This is a genomic window from Yersinia sp. 1252 StPb PI (assembly GCF_048593885.1).
Lineage (GTDB): Bacteria > Pseudomonadota > Gammaproteobacteria > Enterobacterales > Enterobacteriaceae > Yersinia > Yersinia enterocolitica_E.
In genome coordinates, this window is sequence record NZ_JAZGQE010000101.1 from 1 (window position 1) to 17,458 (window position 17,458).

The following is a 17,458-nucleotide window of genomic DNA, read 5'->3' on the forward strand; positions in this document are numbered from 1 at the left end:
TGCATTTTTATAGAAATGCTAATTTACATAAAATAATTGTGATCACAGTTACTGTTTTTCAGTGTTTGCATTTCATTAGTATCACAGATCACATTTTTTCATCGGTTTGATTAAGCGCGTCGTCAAGAATAAGCTCAATTTCAGTTAATGCCCACGAGAATGAATTAATGGGTCGCCAAGATAAAATAATAATATAAGGACTCCCTATGCAGGCGCTTATCGATTTCTTTCCTGAAAATAGTATTGCGATATATCCTTCCGCCGAACATTGGGAACACGCTATTGATTTATCAATGGCAAGCCTAATCGATAATCATGCGGTTAAACCTGAATATAGTCAGGCGATCAAAGATGCCACTCGTGAGATAGGGCCTTATTATATTTTGGCACCAGAAATAGCCATGCCGCATGCCCGCCCTGAAAATGGCGTGAACCACACCGCACTCAGCCTGACATTGCTGCGTAAAGGCGTGATTTTCGACGCTGACAGTGAACCGGTAAAATTACTGATAGGCCTGGCAGCAAAAGATGCTGACTCCCATATTTATGCTATTCAGGCATTAAGTGAAATGTTCTGTGACGATGAATCTATTACATCATTACTGAATGCAGCCAACACCGAAAATATAAAAGATATCCTTAAGCGTTATTAACCTATTCCGATAATACAATAACAAGGAATTAATATGGCTAATAAATCAATACGCGCCAAAGTACAATCCTTTGGCGGTTTTCTAACAGCAATGGTAATACCTAATATTGGGGCTTTTATTGCCTGGGGGTTTATCACTGCATTATTTATCCCGACCGGATGGACGCCGAACGAACACTTTGGCAAGTTGGTCGGCCCGATGATTACCTACCTGCTACCGTTAATGATTGGTTCTACCGGTGGGCATTTGATTGGGGGTAAACGCGGGGCCGTGATGGGCGGTATTGGCACTATGGGGGTTATTGTTGGTGCTGATATTCCGATGTTTATTGGCGCGATGGTGATGGGGCCACTGGGGGGTTATTTAATTAAACATATCGATAAGCGATTGGAGAAACACATTCCAGCCGGTTTCGAGATGGTAATTAATAATTTCTCCCTCGGTATCAGCGGCATGTTGCTCTGCCTGCTGGCCTATGAAGTGATCGGCCCGGCGGTGATGGAGGCGAATAATCTGGTCAAACAAGGCATCGAAGCACTGGTGTCTACTGGCTTCTTACCCCTACTGGCGGTGATTAATGAGCCTGCCAAAGTGCTGTTCCTGAATAATGCCATCGACCAGGGTATCTATTACCCACTGGGAATGCAGGAAACTGCTATCCACGGTAAATCAATTTACTTTATGGTCGCCTCAAATCCAGGGCCAGGGTTAGGTATTCTGCTGGCTTTCTCACTATTTGGCAAAGGTATGAGTAAGAAGTCAGCACCCGGCGCGATGATTATTCATTTCCTCGGCGGTATCCACGAGCTGTATTTCCCTTATGTTCTTATGAAACCACTGATGATCATTGCCATGATTGCCGGTGCCATGAGTGGCATATACGTCTTTGAATTATTAGGTGCTGGCCTGGTTGCAGGTCCGAGTCCTGGTTCTATCTTCGCGTATCTGGCATTAACCCCTCGCGGTGGTTTCCTGGCTACCTGTGCGGGTGTCTTTACCGGTACTGCGGTTTCGTTCCTGGTGGGTTCCATCATCTTGAAAATGGACAAAGCCACCAGCGAAGAGAGCTTTGAAGAGTCGCAAACCGCCATGAAGAATCTAAAAGCCGAGGGCATATTGGCCAATCACCTCAACAATGATCATCCGGTACGGTTGATAGCCTTTGTCTGCGATGCCGGGATGGGGTCCAGCGCCATGGGAGCAACCACGTTTAGAAAAAAACTGGAGAAAGCCGGTTACCCGATTGCGGTAAAACATTACGCCATCGAAAACATTCCAACCGATGCTGACATCATTGTTACCCACGCCAGCCTTGAAGGCAGAGCACAGGGAGTGACGGACAAGCCATTGATTCTAATTAAAAATTATCTTGGCGACCAGGCTCTGGATATTTTATTCGAGCAATTGACTACAAGTGATAAGCCAAAGGAATCAGTATGAAAACGAAAGTGGCTGCAATATACGGTAAGCAAGATGTCCGCCTACGTGAGTTTGAATTACCCCCGATCAGCGATGACGAATTACTGGTTAGCGTCATTTCCGACAGCGTCTGCCTGTCGACTTACAAAGCGGCTTTGCTGGGTAGTGAGCACAAACGAGTACCGGACGATGTGGCGCAACACCCTGCCATTACTGGCCATGAATGTGCGGGGGTCATTGTTGAAGTCGGTAAGAATTTAGCCACCCGCTATCGTGCTGGTGAACGTTTTGTGTTGCAACCTGCGATGGGGCTACCCAGTGGCTATTCAGCAGGTTACAGCTACGAATATTTTGGCGGTAACGCCACCTATATGATTATTCCCAAGCTGGCTATTGATCTCGGCTGTGTACTGCCTTATCACGGCAGCTATTTTGCCGCCGCATCGCTGGCTGAACCGATGTGTTGCATTATTGGAGCCTATCACGCCAGTTATCACACCACGCAATATGTTTATGAACACCGCATGGGCATTAAGCCCGGCGGTAATCTGGCCCTATTGGCTTGTGCCGGGCCAATGGGAATGGGGGCTATCGATTATGCCATCAACGGTGATATCAAACCGGCCCGCGTGGTGGTGGTAGATATAGATGAAGTCCGTCTGGCTCGTGCTGAGCAACTACTACCAAGAAAACAGGCGGCAGATCAAGGTATCGAACTGATTTACATCAACAGCAGCAAGCTGGATAACCCCATCGATACATTACGTCAACTCACGGGGGATCAGGGTTTTGATGATGTATTTGTCTACGCAGCTGTGCCAGCAGTCATTGAATTGGGTGATGATTTGCTGGCAGAGGATGGTTGCCTGAACTTCTTTGCCGGCCCGACAGATAAGCACTTTAAAGTGCCGTTTAACTTCTATCACGTCCACTACTCCAGTACGCATATTGTCGGTACTTCTGGTGGCTCTACCGGTGACATGGAAGAGGCACTTACGCTTTCTGCCCAGCGACGCATACAACCCTCTTTTATGATTACTCATATTGGCGGTCTGGATGCTGTACCTGAAACGGTGCTCAACCTCCCCCATATACCGGGTGGCAAGAAACTGATTTATAACGGCATTACCATGCCCCTCACCGCCATTGACGATTTTGCCGAACGGGGTAAAACGGATCCATTATTTGCGCAATTAGCCGAACTGGTCGCCGAAACTCATGGGGTCTGGAATGAAAAAGCAGAACACTATCTGTTAGCGCACTTTAACGTGGATATCGGAGTCGAGAGTGAAAACACTGGCATATGATATTTTCCGCACCACCGAACAAGCAGCAATGGCGGCCTGGCCACTGCTCGGCTGCGGTAACAAAAACCTTATTGATGGCGTTGCCGTCAGCGCCATGCGCGAGGCCTTAAATCAGATGACGATGCAAGGAAGCATTGTTATCGGAGAAGGCGAAATTGACCATGCGCCGATGCTGTATATTGGCGAACAACTCGGTGCCGGTGGGCCACCTGTTGATATTGCTGTTGATCCTATTGAAGGTACCCGCATGGTCGCGATGGGGCAAGCCAATGCGCTGGCTGTGATTGCTTTTGCCCCACGAGGAATGTTGTTACATGCGCCTGATATGTATATGCGAAAATTAGTGGTAGGTGCACAAGCCAAAGGTTCCATTGACTTGCGCCGTTCACTGACAGAAAACCTGCGCTGTGTGGCGGCTAAGTTAAACAAACCTTTAAATACGTTACGCATGATTACCCTCGACAAACCGCGCCATCAGCAGGCTATCGAACAGGCCAATGCACTCGGTGTTAAAGTTTATGCTATTGCGGACGGCGATGTGGCCGCCAGCCTGATGACCTGCTTATCCAACGGGCAGGCCGATGTGATGTATTGCATCGGCGGCGCACCTGAAGGCGTTATCTCGGCCTGTGCCATTCGTGCTTTGGGCGGCGATATGCAAGCTGAATTGATCGACTTTTGTCAGGCCAAAGGGGAAAGCGTGACCAATCGGGATATTGCCCTCACGGAGCACCAACGCTGCCAGCAAATGGGGGTTAACCTTAATCAGGTCTATTCTCTGAGCGAATTGGTGCGCTCCGGGCAGATTATTTTTTCCGCAACCGGCATCACTCAGGGTGATATCGTCACCGGTATTAAGGAAAAAAATGGGGGCCAACTTCAAACCCAAACACTTTTGATTAACGGGCTGGATAACACCTGTAATATCATCAACTCCCTCCACTATCGATAATGGTGTTAAGGGTAGGATGACTGCATTAACTGAAGATGACGTACTCGAAAGGCTCGCCAGTCCTGAAAATCTCAATGATTTTCTGCTGAATGCCAATGAGATCTTATTTCAGGGTATTAAAAGCCTTCTGCCCTATTTATTTATCAATAATGATGAAGATATTCAGGAATACGCCGTCAAGCCTTTATTAGCCAAGTCAGGCCCACTGGACAGTCTGGATGTTTCTTTGCGCTTAATTTATGCGTTGGGGCAAATAACAAAAGCGGTTTATGCCGATATTTTGTTATTTTCTCAGCTCAGTGAGCATTTGCAGGAAACCGGAGATATTACTGAGTTTCATGACGATATCGTTTATGAATTTATGGGTAATCTCAATGCCGTGACCCAGAATAAAACCTTATTTCAAATGATTGAAAAGATGAAGTTTTCTGACTTCACCATTTTTAATCAGACCCGCTACGGGAATATGGTGAAAACCGGGCTGACGTTGGCAGTGACGTCATTATTACAGGAACTGACTTATGAGAGTGGAACTTAACATTAATGGGCTACAGAACAGCGCGCATTTTCCCGACCGCGATATTACTCATCTGCATCTGCCACTATTAGCCTCACTGTCTCAGCAACAACAGCAACTTCAGCGCCGCATGGTGGTTTTTTTATGCGCGCCACCCGGTACCGGTAAATCCACCCTCGCCACATTTTGGCAATGGCTTTCCCAACGGGATACCACTCTAACACCGGTACAATGTCTGCCTATGGACGGCTTTCACCACTACAATCACTACCTTGATGCCCGCCAGTTACGCAGTAAAAAGGGAGCACCAGAAACCTTTGATTTGCCTAAGCTACGTCAGGCAATCCACCGCTTGCAGCAACCTGGCGCGACCTGGCCTGCCTATGACCGCCGGTTACATGACCCGGTTGAAGATGCCATTATTGTCGACGCACCGATTATCGTGCTGGAGGGCAATTGGTTATTACTGCAACAACCCGGTTGGCAGCAGTTGAAAGCACTGGCTGATTACACTATTTATATTAATGCCGCCCCAGAATTACTGCGGGATCGCCTGATTGAGCGCAAGATCCGTGGCGGTTTATCGCCACAGCAGGCCGAGGATTTTTACCTCGCCACTGACGGCCCTAATGTGTTCAAGGTATTGCAGTTCAGCCAGCCCGCTGACTGTCATTTAGTGATGGATAGCGATATGAGTTACCACAAAGCCTGATCCACAATAAGAAAAAACCCGCCAGCGGCGGGTTTTCACTTTTACACATCGGCTCAAGGTTGCGGGTCGCTGCCAGAATCCTCTTTGCGGGTTTTCACCCATTCTCGCAGCCGCTGAATATGCAGATACAGTGCGGGAATAAACAGTATCCCCACCGCAGTGGCCATCAACATGCCACCAAACACGGTGATACCGATAATTTGACGGCTCATCGCCCCGGCTCCACTGGCAAAAACCAGTGGCATCACCCCGAGGATAAACGAAATAGCAGTCATCATAACCGCACGAAAACGCTGCTTAGCACCTTCCTGTGCCGCATCACGGATACTCGCGCCCTCTTCTCTGCGGGCTTTAGAAAATTCGACGATCAAAATCGCATTCTTAGCCGCCAGCCCTATCAGCAACACTAAGCCGATTTGCGCGTACACATCGTTGGCAAACCCCATTGCCGCCAGCCCTACTACCGCCCCGCCTACGGCAAACACCACCGAGAGGATAACCACCAGCGGAATACTCCAACTCTCATATTGGGCGACTAAAAACAGATAGGCAAAGACCAATGCAGCAAGATAGATAAACACCACTTGCCCGCCGGTTTGCTGCTCCTGCCACGACATTCCGCTCCAGCTATAGCTGTAACCTGACGGTAAATTCTGTGCCAATAACGACTCCATCGCCGCCATTGCCTGACCAGAGCTTGCACCATCAGCCGCGGAACCGCTGATGGCTACCGAAGGGAACTGGTTGAAATTACTGATAAAGGGCGCACCCACTGAGGGGGTTAATGTCACCAGATTGGCCAGACTGACCAATGCACCATTGTCACTGCGCACATTCAGACTATTTATCTGCGCGGTGCGCTGGCGGAAATCCATATCATTTTGTAATTGCACCCGGAACATACGGTTATTCAGGGTAAAATCCCCCGCATTCATCCCCCCAAGTGACGTTTGCAAGGTTTGGAAGATTCGGCTGACCGGTACCTGTAACAGCGCGGCGCGGTCACGATCGATACTCAGATTAGTTTCAGGCACCGAGGCGCTGAAGGTGGTAAATACCCGGCTGAGTTTCGGGTCCTGATTAGCGGCAAAAATAATTCCCTGACTCACCTGCGCCAACTCTTGCGGTGACTGGCCTAACAACGCCTGAATACGTAAATCAAATCCAGAAGCACTGCCCAACCCGGCAATAGCCGGTGGGTTTACTGCCATGATCATCGCCGAAGGGATAGCGGCCAAATTGGCCTGAATACTGGCCAGCACGCGATCAATATGAGGCCGTTGCCCCCAAGGTTTGAGCATCACAATGGCAAACCCGGCATTGGGCGAGTTGTTGCCGCTAAGCAAACTGAAGCCGGTGATTTTTATCACATCCTCGACAGCATCATTATCAGTAACCACTTGATACATCTGGTCCATCACCGTCTGAGTCCGATTAAGCGAAGCCCCATCTGGTAGTTGTAAACTGACAAAGAAGTATCCCTGATCTTCCTCCGGCAGAAACGAGGTGGGTAACCGCGTGTAACCCCACCAGGTTGCCAGCCCCACCAGCAGTAGCGCGACGATACTGAATACCGCGCGGCTACTGATACGGCCGGTCAATGAAACATAACCGTCGCGGGCGCGATCAAGCCCACGATTAATACCGCCGAACAGACCGGTATCTGCCAATGTGCGCCGTTTCAGCAATACCGCACACAGCGCCGGACTTAAGGTTAAGGCATTGATACTGGATAAAATCACCGCCGCCGACAGTGTTACCGCAAACTGCCGGTATAGCTCACCGATAATCCCTGGCAAAATGGCAATCGGCACGAATACCGCCATCAGTACCAGGGTGGTTGCGATAATCGGCCCGGCAATTTGAGTCATCGCCTGTCTGGTTGCTTGCGCCGGTGACAGATCAGGGTCATTCGCTAATAAGCGCTCGACGTTTTCCACCACCACAATAGCGTCATCCACCACAATGGTTAGCGCCAGAATAATGGCAAACAGGCTCAGGGTATTGGCCGAATAACCAAAGATATACAGTACAGCGAAGGTGCCGAGCAGGGAGACCGGAATGGTAAGCGCGACGATAAAAGTCGCCCGCATACTTTGCAAAAACAGATACACCACCGCCAATACCACAATTAAGGTTAACGTCAGTGACACTGCGATTTCATGCAATGTTGCGGTAACCGGCAGGGTGGAGTCGTAATTGATTTCATACGTCAGGTCTGGCGGGAAAGAGGCTGATAGCCGGGCCATTTCATCCCGCACCCCATTAGCCACATTTAACGCGTTGGCACCCGGCACCGGGTAAACCACTAAAAATGCCGATTCAGTCTGGTTTTGCGCCGCACTGACCTGATAGTTCTGCGCCCCCAGTGCCACGCGAGCAACATCACCTAACCGAATCATGCCGCCCTGAGGATTGCTACGAATAATCACATTAGCAAACTGTTGTGGGTCCGTTAGCCGCCCTTGTCCACTGATGGTCAGGGTTTGCTGTTGACCGGGCACCGACGGTGATGAGCCAATCTGCCCGGCAGCCGCCTGTACGTTTTGCTGTTGTAATGCTGCGACAATATCCTGCACGCTGACATTCAGTGATTCCATCCGTTGCGGATTGAGCCAAACCCGCATGCTGTAATCACGCGCGCCAAATACCTGTACATCGCCGACACCATTGATACGCGCAATGGCATCACGCAACTGAATACTGGTGTAATTGCTGACAAACAGCGCATCATGGGTTTGTTTCGGTGAAAAAACACTGACTCCCAGCAACAAGTTAGAGGCCCGTTTGCGCACGGAAATACCGTTTTCATTCACCTCCGCCGGCAACTGAGCACTCACCTGAGAAATGCGGTTTTGCACCTCAACCGCCGCCATATCGGGGTCGGTACCACTGGCAAAGGTAATACTTAACTGATAACTGCCGTTATTAGCACTGGTCGATTCCATATACAGCATATTGCTGACACCGTTGACCTGCGCTTCCAGTGGTGAGGCCACGGCTTGTGCAACATCGCGAGCACTGGCTCCGGGGTAGACGGCACTCACGGAAACCACCGGTGGCGTAATATCAGGATATTGTTCCACCGGAATCACATACAACGACACCCAGCCAACAATGGTTATCACCAGTGCAATAACAATGGCAAACTTGGGCCGACGGATAAAGAAATGCAGCATCTGGCCTTCCCCTTAATTTACTGTCAGTGGTGTAGCAACGCTGGCGCTAACCGTCATCCCTGGCCGGACATGTTGTAGCCCTGCCACAATCACTCGCTCGCCCACTTTCAGCCCGTCAGTCACTTCATATTGTTGTTCAAACTGCTCACCCAACGTCACTTGCCGCACATCGACCTGATCTTTATCGTTCACCACCAAAACAAAGTGTCCCTGCTTATTCTGCTGCAATGCGGCAATCGGTATGACAGTAACCGGTTTTGCCATTTCTGCTGCCAGCGACACATTCACCACCCCACCGGGCAGTAATAAATGCCGTGGATTGGCAAAACGGGTACGCAGGGTAACGGTACCGGTCTGTTTATCAATTTGATTATCAACGGACTCAAAAACGCCGCGTTCCGGGTACTGCTTACCATTCGCCAGTTGAATACGGGGAGTAAAGTTGCCAAACGGCAATGTGCTGCTGTCAGCAGAGGGACCTGCAACCGACAACTGATAGGTTGCTGTAATGTAATCTCGTTCATTCACTGCAATAGCTACCCGAATCGGATCAAGTTGGACAATATTGACCAACGTGCCGCTGGCGGGATTAATTAGGCTACCGACATTAAAACGGCTGTGACCAATCTGACCGGTTATCGGCGCGTAAATACGGGTAAAACTGAGCTGTAATTGCTGGATTTGCAGGTTCGCCTGCGCCTGAGCTACCGCCGCGCGGCTAATATCGCGCTGCGCTTGTGCTTCGTCAACTTCCGCCTGGCTGACCGAGCGATTACTTCCCAAACGCTGTAAGCGGGTGAGGTTCACCTGAGCATGATTAGCACTGGCAGTCGCACTGTCTAACTGCGCCTGGGCCTGCGTTACTGCGGCCTGATGCAATGCGGGATCAATTTCATACAATAGAGAGCCCTGCTTGACCATCTGCCCTTCAGTAAACAACCGCGCAGCAATAAACCCTTCGGTGCGGGTCGTCACATCCACCGCCTGAATCGCCTCCACGCGCCCCAAATACTGTAACGCAGTATCTGGTGTGATTGAGGTTACGACCGAAACAGTCACCGCAGGCAGCGGTGCTGCTGCAAAAACCTGATGTGTCACAAGACTCAACAGCAAGAGCAAATTCAGCCGAGTCCGTAGGATTCGTGGCACGTAATTGATTAGCGTGGACCAAACCAAATTCAGTGTAACCATGGTCATTCCTTACTCTCGGCAAAAAGTGATAATTTCATAACAGGCGCGCAACCTTTTGCGGGCCAAAGAGAAGGTAACGTATTACACCTATAATGATAAGAGACTAAGATTATATTCATGTTAGTTTATATTTCTTCTGAGTCTTCACTTCCTGCTGATTAAATGGATGTTTTATCCTATTGAGGATCAGCCTAAATTTTGTAAGTGCCAAGGGAACTCACTATGACGGACTCCAGCCAGCCAGAATCACCATCACGGGCAAAAGGAGATAATGTTTTCTTTGCAAAACAAACTTTACAGGCCATGGCCTTGCTGGTTGGGGCAACCATCATTATTGCAGCGGTAGGCATTATCTATATCGCCTCGCAATTAAATGAACAAGCGACATCTCAAAGCCGTTTTCTGGTAGAAAAAGCCTGGAAAATGCGGCAAGACTCAATAAAAACCCGAATAAAAGACAATGCTTTCTGGGGTGATGCTTATGAACATTTGCATGTAAAAGTCGATCCTGACTGGGCTTTTGTCAGCCAAAATCTGGGGCCGTCACTGTATAGCGACTTTAATTATGAGGGAGTGTTTGTCGTTGATGGGCCAGGAAAAACCCGTTATTCGGTCATCAATGGGCAACTGAAAAATATTAGCCTGCCCGATTGGCTCAACAAAGATATAACCCCGTTGATTGACGCCGCCCGAGCGCGGGCAGACAAACAATATATTGCAACTGAAACCATCGACGTGGCAGGGCAACCGGCCATTGTTGCGGCTGCGGCCTTAACCACTGGTAGTGATCCACGCGTTAAAACAGTGGCTGGAGCACCCTCTGTTCTGGTGTTTATCGATTTACTGACACAGCCCGAGCTAAATACCTTGGGCGAAGATTATGGTATTCATCAACTGCGTACCCCTGAGGATGAAAAAGACGCGGCATCCAGCCCGTCAGTTCTATTATCTGCCAGTGATAACAGCGCATTGACGCTGCATTGGAATCAGGATATGCCCGGCGCGCAACTGCTCAACATATTACTCCCACTACTGATGCTGGTTGCGTTGATTCTTGGGCTGACCGGCTGGTTAGTTCTGCGGCGGGCGATGTCAGAAGCACGGGTAGCGGATGAAAACAAATCTGCTTTAATCGCCAGCGAAGAACGCTTTCGTCATGTCGCCGAAGCTGCTACCGACTGGTTATGGGAAACCGATGCCGATTTACGCATCACCTACCTGTCGCAACGGTTTTTGACCATTACCGGATTAAGTGTGGAGTACTGGCTGGGGCGTAATCTTGATTCACTGTTAAATTGTGACATTATCCCGCTGCGCTCTTGGTTACAGCACACCCATCTGACGGAATCTCGCAATGAGTTGCAATGCACTTATTTCTCCGCCAAGGGCGATAAACGCATTTGCCGTATCTATGCCAAACCTATCATCCAAAACAACAAAACCATTGGGTTCCGTGGCACCGCATCGGATATCACCCGTGAAATAGAAGCACAGGAACGGATTCAACACCTCTCTCTACATGATGCATTGACCGGTTTACCCAACCGTCTGCGAATGAAAGAATTCCTGGAAAATAAGTTACGCCATTTAGCTGCGGCCCCCCACCCGCTGGTGATCCTCAATGTTGACTTGGATAAGTTTAAACCTGTTAACGACACTTTTGGCCATGTTACCGGTGATCTGGTACTGCATCAGGTATCTGAACGCCTAAGAAGTTGTTTGCGTGATCAAGATTTAGTCGCGCGTCAGGGGGGAGATGAATTCGTTCTAATTATCACAGGTCTTGCGTCACGCAAAGAAATTGAACAGCTTTGTGCGCGCGTTATCACCCGAATCGAAAGTCCTTACGTGATAAATGATCAGGATATTTATATCGGGGCCAGCATTGGTATTGCACTGGCACCTCAAGACTCAATGCAAGCCGAAGAGCTATTACGATTTGCAGATATTGCCATGTATGAAGCTAAAAACAGTGGCCGTAACCGTTGGAGCTTCTACTCCAGTGAAATGAATGAGCGCCTGATGCAACGCAGTGAGCTAGAGCGTTTTTTACGTCAGGCCGTTAAGCACAACGAATTTAACCTTTATTACCAGCCACGCTACCGTATTGAGGGAACACAGCTGACGGGTGCTGAAGCCTTGGTGCGCTGGAATCACCCAATTTTGGGGCTGCTGATGCCGGATCAATTTATTGCGCTGGCCGAAGAGACGGGGCTTATCACCTCAATTAGCGACTGGACCATGCTACAGGCATGTCAGGATGCATCGACATGGCCCTCGTCACTGATTGTTTCCGTTAATATTTCTGCGGTTGAATTCAGGAACCAGCGCCTGATAGAACGAGTGCGCCAAGTCCTGCTGCTCACCGGGCTACCTAGCCATCGATTGGAGCTGGAAATCACCGAGCGGATAATGATTGAAGATGCCGATGGTGCCTTTAAAACCATGACAGCATTGAAAACCCTGGGTGTGCGCTTATCGATGGATGACTTTGGTACTGGATATTCCTCACTGAATTATCTGCGCCGCTTCCCGTTCGATGGATTGAAAATTGATAAGAGCTTTACCGATGAACTGGCCGAGTCACATGAAGGCCAATCAATTGTCGAAGGGATCATTAACCTCGGCCATGCACTGTCCATGACGGTGACCGCCGAAGGGGTAGAAACCGCCGAACAGCTCGGGCAGTTACAGACTCTGATGTGTGATGAAGTTCAGGGTTATTTCTTGGGTAAGCCAATGAAACTGGATGATTTATCAGTTCTTATCCGTAATACACATTATGACTGAGGGCCGTTCAGCCGCTGACGCTCAAGGCGATAGGGCTGAGCGGTAACGCTATTTTTAAGAGATTAGCCGGGGAGAGGCTAACCCAGATCGCTTATTTTCAGTTGATAAAGGCCATCCAGAAAAGCTGGAATAAAGCTACCAGGGCCTGCCACCTGCTGAGATACCTGCCCGCCGACTTGTGACATCACCCGGCAAGCCGTTGCCACATGATGTAAACGGTCACCTTCCTGTGCGCAAAATGCCGCTACCACGGCAGAAAGTGCGCACCCCGTCCCCACTACCCGAGTCATCAGTTTATCGCCACCAGTCACGGCAAAATCACGCAGGCCGTCGGTGATATAATCCACCTCACCGGTAACCGCAACCACAGTCTGCACCTGTAGTGCCAATTGGCGAGCAGCAGGCAGTGCACTCACCGAAGAATCGACACTATCCACCCCACGCCCCATGGTCGCCATACCGCTTAATGCCATGATTTCCGAGGCGTTACCCCGTATCGCCGCAGGTTTTAGCGCTAATAATTGATGGGCAAAATTAGTACGATAGACAAGCCCGCCGACCGCAACGGGGTCCAGCACCCAAGGGGTGGAGGATTGATTTGCCGCCTGGATTGCCGCCAGCATGGATTCGGCCTGAGCACGGTGTAACGTGCCGATATTGATAAGTAAACTGTTCGCCATTGTACTAAATTGTGCGGCCTCTTCAGCTTCAACCACCATGGCAGGAAAAGCCCCTAATGCCAGTAACACATTGGCAGTGAAGGACTGTACTACCTCATTAGTCAGGCAATGGACTAATGGCGGTGTCGTTTGGAATTGCAACAAGCAGGCCGCCGCCAGTGCATCAGGAAATAGAGCGGGTGTAATAGGCGTATCAGTGTGCATGGTATTTATAATTCCCCCACCTTAGCAAATTATCGTTACATCTGGAGATGCATATAGACCTTACTCTGGCGCGATCTGAGCTAAAGCTTGTGGATAAAGCTACCGTAAAAAATATCAATGCCATCAAGTCACCTGCCAATACCCGCTTTTTGTAGCACCGACTCTTACCAGGCGGCCTTTCTCCTGTAATATCTTGATATTACGTTCAATCGTCCGATTACTTACACTGAGTTCACTTGCCAGTTGGACAATAGTGATGGTTGGACTTGCAGTGATGGTTGCTAAGATCCGCTCAGCCGTCACCGTGAGAGAAAGTGAATTTTCTACCGACATTTCTACCGACATCATGGAAGAATCTATTTTCTGCATACCAATGCCTTCTGCTAATGCACCAATCAGTTTTTCCAACATAAACTCGATAAATAATGTGCAGTCGCTGGCCCGATCGCACTTACCCAATATCCGATAATATTCCTGTTGCTGATTATGAATTAAAGTTTCTACCGGCAACCATGCCAATTCTGAACGCCATTCACTGAGGATAAGCGTTTGCCATAAGCGCCCCATACGCCCATTACCATCAGCAAACGGGTGGATAAATTCAAATTCGTAGTGGAAGATAGAACTGGCAATCAGTGGATGAATGTCAGCGTGCTGCAACCATTTAAGTAAATCACCGACTAAACGCGGTAACTGATTGGCTGGGGGGGCCATATGAATAAGCTGTTTCTCTCGATAAACGCCCACATTACCGTGGCGTAGCAGCCCAGGTGTATCAACTAAACCCATCATTAAAAAACGATGTGCGGCTAACAAATCATCAAGTTGATGACTTTGCCAGTGGGGAAGCTTTTCATAGGCAAGTATAGCGTTGCGCACTTCCTGGATATCTTTCGCCGGTGCGAGTACCCGCTTACCTTCCATGATCGCAGTAACTTGTCCCGTCGTCAGACTGTTATGCTCGATTGCCAACGATGCCTGTATAGTGCGAATACGATTTTCTTTACGTAACAAAGCGGAAGATTGCTCAACCTGCGTAGCCCAACGGCCCAATAGTTCCCCGACCTCAACAACCTGATTTAGTATGTTGGGTGTTATGCTATAAGGCGGTTGGTAACCTGCCACAGTGCTCCCCTTTTCATCAATTAAGTCAGCCCATACCGTGCTACGCAAATCATGGTGTGTTGAATGCCAAATATCAAGCACTTGTCCTGCGTCACTCACCCTCTACTTATTCTAAGACGTATGTTTACTGGGTATACAGGATGCTACGTGACGTTGAACAGCAATAACACAAGTAACCGGAATCTTCACTCCACATTGGTGGTATGTTGTCGGCCCTACCCAGTGCTGCGTGCAGCGGCAATCAGTGCTTGCCCTAGAGCCAGCCCACCATCACCGGCAGGCAGGCGCTGGGGCAGCAACAGTTGGAAATCATGCAGTTGTGCGCTAAGTAACTCACGCAGTAACCGGTTATGTAGCACCCCACCTGAAAAGACAATAGTATCAATACGATAATACTGGGCCGCCTGCCGCGCCAAAGTAGCAAATCCTTGGGCCAGAGCAAAATGGAACGCATAGGCCCGCTCAGCCGGAGTGGCATCATAAGCCAACCATTGCTGCCAGAAAGTGGCTAAGTCCAGTTGGTTATCGCACAGCGGCATCGTCACTGGCGGCACTGAAACCGCACTTTGTCGCGCCAGTGCTTCCAACCGGCAGGCGGCTTCGCCCTCCCAACTTATCGATAGCGGCGCAAGATTGAGCGCAGCCGCTACTGCATCAAATAAGCGCCCAGTTGAAGAGGCCAACGGCGCATTAATCCCCCGCTCAATCGCCCGCGCCAATACCCTACCCTCCGGCTGAGGAATCGCCGCACTCTCAGGCAAATGTTGCCAATTGGGGACATAGCGCTGTAACTGGGCCAGCAGGTTGCGCCACGGTTGACGCGAGGCCAGATCGCCACCGGGTAGTGCCACCGCGGGCAAGCCACCAATGTATTCACAGCTCGTATAATCTACTCGCAGGCATTCACCACCCCATAATTGACCATCAGCGCCATAACCCAGCCCATCCAGTGCCACACCGATCACTACCCCACCCTCGCGAGGCCAGCCATGCTCTGCCAGACAAGCCACCAGATGGGCATGATGATGTAGTATGTCGACACAAGGGATATCCCGTTGTGCTGCCAGGGTTTTCCCTAATTGGTGGCTGACGTATCCGGGGTGAGCATCCACCGCTATCACCTGTGGTGTGAAATGGTAAATATCGCAAAACAGCGCCACTAACTGCTGCTGTTGCTGTGCGATATCGCGGTCTTCCAGATCCCCCAGATGTTGACTCAACACTGCATTACCATCACGCAACAGGCAAAACGTGTTTTTCATATCCGCACCCAGCGCCAGAACTGCTGGCTGCTGGCTAAATCCCGGAGGTAACTCGAAAGCATCTGGCACATACCCTCTGGCTCGGCGTAGCATTTCAGCACTGCTGCCGGTGAGTCGCACTAATGAGTCATCGGCCCGCTGCACAATTTGCCTATCGTGCAATAACCAGTGGTCAGCAATATCTCTCAGAGCACTAAGCGCCTGCTCATTACTCAATGCCGGGGGTTTACCACGGCCATTACCGGAGGTCATCACCAGAGGCCGTCCGACCTGTTGCAGCAGCAAATGTTGTAACGGATTGGCGGGTAGCATCACGCCAATTTCAGGTAAGCCCGGTGCCAGCGCCGTACACAGCGGGCTATCAGCCCGCGACGAAACCAACACAATCGGAGCCGCAGGGCTACGTAACACGCGTAATAACGCGGCGCTATCGTTACTTTGCACGCAGCGTGATAACCAGTCGGCGTGCGGTAACATCACCGCCAGCGGCTTGGAAGGTCGCTGCTTGCGCTGCCGTAAACGGGCCACCGCAGCAGCATTGGTGGCATCTACCGCCAGATGGAATCCTCCCAGCCCTTTGACGGCAACAATATCTCCTGCCAACAGGGCGGCTGCGGCTTGCTCTAGCGCCGCGAAGTTGTGCGCAATCGGCTGTCCCTCTCGCCCCGTTAGCCACAATTGCGGGCCACAATCGGCACAGGCATTGGGTTGGGCGTGAAAACGGCGATCGGCCGGATGGTCATATTCTGCCTGACAGGCAGCACATAGCGGGAATTCGCGCATGGCGGTATAAGGCCGGTCATAGGGCATGCGGTGGATAATAGTAAAACGTGGGCCACAATGGGTGCAGTTGATAAACGGGTAGCGGTAGCGACGATTGGCAGGATGGTTCATTTCAGCCAAACAGGCGTCGCAGGTTGCAGCATCCGGTACAATTTGCGTATCCATCTGACCGGCACCGCTATGATGAATCACAAAATCCAGCGGCGGCTGCGCCCAATGGTAGGGCGAGGTGGTGACACTATCAATTTGTGCCAATGGCGGGCAATGTCGCGGCAGTGCCTGTAAGAAATCCGCCAGCGCCGGTGATTGCCACAGGTGAATCGTCACGCCCGCACTGTCGTTACTGACATCGCCCCTTAGAGCAAAGCGGTGGGCAAGTTGCCAGATATAAGGGCGGAAACCCACGCCTTGCACCTTACCTTTTACCCGCAGACAGAGACCATTTTTATCCACTAAAACTCCTTCACAAGGCTGCCAGCAACCTGTTTTATAGCTCGGAGATTGCGGGGCGACTGCACCGATGGGCGCTTCGACGGCTCACGCCGTTACGACCCATTCGGCACATTTCCCCACTTATCAACTGGTTAATCGCCTGTCACTTCAAGTGCGAATAGACTCCCAAAAGTCATTGGAGTTGCAGGTAGGCAGCAAGTAAGCAAATCCCGATGAGCTGACATCAGTCAG

The 17,458-nt window shown here is 50.2% G+C and carries 12 protein-coding genes; 7 read left to right on the forward strand and 5 right to left on the reverse strand.

Annotation, left to right across the window (positions count from 1 at the left end):
* The first annotated feature begins 206 nt into the window (after positions 1-206).
* The 6 genes from V2A85_RS14825 to V2A85_RS14850 are packed head-to-tail and all read left to right on the forward strand — an operon-like array spanning position 207 to position 5,560.
* A complete protein-coding gene (locus V2A85_RS14825; protein ID WP_083162495.1) occupies positions 207-653 on the forward strand; it encodes a PTS sugar transporter subunit IIA in 447 nt (148 codons plus the stop codon).
* Between the two features lie 33 nt (positions 654-686).
* Positions 687-2,093, forward strand: coding sequence for a PTS mannitol transporter subunit IICB (locus V2A85_RS14830; protein WP_102970533.1), 1,407 nt, complete (start codon positions 687-689; stop codon positions 2,091-2,093).
* Positions 2,090-3,379, forward strand: a complete 1,290-nt coding sequence (locus V2A85_RS14835; protein ID WP_372560542.1) for a zinc-binding dehydrogenase — start codon at positions 2,090-2,092, stop codon at positions 3,377-3,379. The genes V2A85_RS14830 and V2A85_RS14835 overlap by 4 nt, the downstream gene beginning before the upstream one ends.
* A gap of 28 nt (positions 3,380-3,407) precedes the next feature.
* A complete protein-coding gene (glpX, locus tag V2A85_RS14840; RefSeq protein WP_372560702.1) occupies positions 3,408-4,331 on the forward strand; it encodes a class II fructose-bisphosphatase in 924 nt (307 codons plus the stop codon).
* Positions 4,332-4,347: 16 nt separating this feature from the next.
* Positions 4,348-4,869, forward strand: a complete 522-nt coding sequence (locus tag V2A85_RS14845) for an MltR family transcriptional regulator (protein WP_372560541.1) — start codon at positions 4,348-4,350, stop codon at positions 4,867-4,869.
* Positions 4,853-5,560: a nucleoside/nucleotide kinase family protein gene (locus V2A85_RS14850; RefSeq protein WP_420071732.1), complete on the forward strand. Its 708-nt coding sequence runs from the start codon at positions 4,853-4,855 to the stop codon at positions 5,558-5,560. The genes V2A85_RS14845 and V2A85_RS14850 overlap by 17 nt, the downstream gene beginning before the upstream one ends.
* A 53-nt stretch (positions 5,561-5,613) precedes the next feature.
* On the opposite strand, the gene V2A85_RS14855 is transcribed toward V2A85_RS14850, so the two are convergent.
* Both V2A85_RS14855 and V2A85_RS14860 read right to left on the reverse strand, forming a co-directional pair.
* Positions 5,614-8,739 carry an efflux RND transporter permease subunit gene (locus tag V2A85_RS14855; protein ID WP_420071733.1) on the reverse strand — a complete coding sequence of 1,042 codons (3,126 nt, stop codon included), beginning with the start codon at positions 8,737-8,739 and terminating at the stop codon, positions 5,614-5,616.
* A gap of 12 nt (positions 8,740-8,751) precedes the next feature.
* Complete coding sequence (locus V2A85_RS14860; protein WP_372560538.1) at positions 8,752-9,930, reverse strand: efflux RND transporter periplasmic adaptor subunit; 1,179 nt, start codon at positions 9,928-9,930, stop codon at positions 8,752-8,754.
* 222 nt (positions 9,931-10,152) lie between these two features.
* Between V2A85_RS14860 and V2A85_RS14865 the strand changes: the two genes are divergently transcribed.
* Positions 10,153-12,720: a bifunctional diguanylate cyclase/phosphodiesterase gene (locus V2A85_RS14865; protein ID WP_420071734.1), complete on the forward strand. Its 2,568-nt coding sequence runs from the start codon at positions 10,153-10,155 to the stop codon at positions 12,718-12,720.
* Between the two features lie 77 nt (positions 12,721-12,797).
* Here V2A85_RS14865 and thiM read toward each other — a convergent pair whose 3' ends face one another.
* From thiM to hypF, 3 genes are all read right to left on the reverse strand, one after another.
* Positions 12,798-13,604 (reverse strand): hydroxyethylthiazole kinase, encoded by an 807-nt coding sequence (thiM, locus tag V2A85_RS14870; protein ID WP_420071735.1) that lies wholly within the window; start codon positions 13,602-13,604, stop codon positions 12,798-12,800.
* 123 nt (positions 13,605-13,727) lie between these two features.
* A complete protein-coding gene (locus V2A85_RS14875; RefSeq protein ID WP_420071737.1) occupies positions 13,728-14,729 on the reverse strand; it encodes a Fic family protein in 1,002 nt (333 codons plus the stop codon).
* 215 nt (positions 14,730-14,944) lie between these two features.
* Complete coding sequence (gene hypF / locus V2A85_RS14880) at positions 14,945-17,227, reverse strand: carbamoyltransferase HypF (protein ID WP_420071736.1); 2,283 nt, start codon at positions 17,225-17,227, stop codon at positions 14,945-14,947.
* Positions 17,228-17,458: the final 231 nt, after the last annotated feature.

What these genes read in the sequence shown, in the direction of transcription:
- V2A85_RS14825 (WP_083162495.1), top strand. Translation starts at nt 207, where the DNA reads ATGCAGGCGCTTATCGATTTCTTTCCTGAAAATAGTATTGCGATATAT.
- V2A85_RS14830 (WP_102970533.1), top strand. Translation starts at nt 687, where the DNA reads ATGGCTAATAAATCAATACGCGCCAAAGTACAATCCTTTGGCGGTTTT.
- V2A85_RS14835 (WP_372560542.1), top strand. Translation starts at nt 2,090, where the DNA reads ATGAAAACGAAAGTGGCTGCAATATACGGTAAGCAAGATGTCCGCCTA.
- glpX (WP_372560702.1), top strand. Translation starts at nt 3,408, where the DNA reads ATGGCGGCCTGGCCACTGCTCGGCTGCGGTAACAAAAACCTTATTGAT.
- V2A85_RS14845 (WP_372560541.1), top strand. Translation starts at nt 4,348, where the DNA reads ATGACTGCATTAACTGAAGATGACGTACTCGAAAGGCTCGCCAGTCCT.
- V2A85_RS14850 (WP_420071732.1), top strand. Translation starts at nt 4,853, where the DNA reads ATGAGAGTGGAACTTAACATTAATGGGCTACAGAACAGCGCGCATTTT.
- V2A85_RS14855 (WP_420071733.1), bottom strand. Translation starts at nt 8,739, where the DNA reads ATGCTGCATTTCTTTATCCGTCGGCCCAAGTTTGCCATTGTTATTGCA.
- V2A85_RS14860 (WP_372560538.1), bottom strand. Translation starts at nt 9,930, where the DNA reads ATGGTTACACTGAATTTGGTTTGGTCCACGCTAATCAATTACGTGCCA.
- V2A85_RS14865 (WP_420071734.1), top strand. Translation starts at nt 10,153, where the DNA reads ATGACGGACTCCAGCCAGCCAGAATCACCATCACGGGCAAAAGGAGAT.
- thiM (WP_420071735.1), bottom strand. Translation starts at nt 13,604, where the DNA reads ATGCACACTGATACGCCTATTACACCCGCTCTATTTCCTGATGCACTG.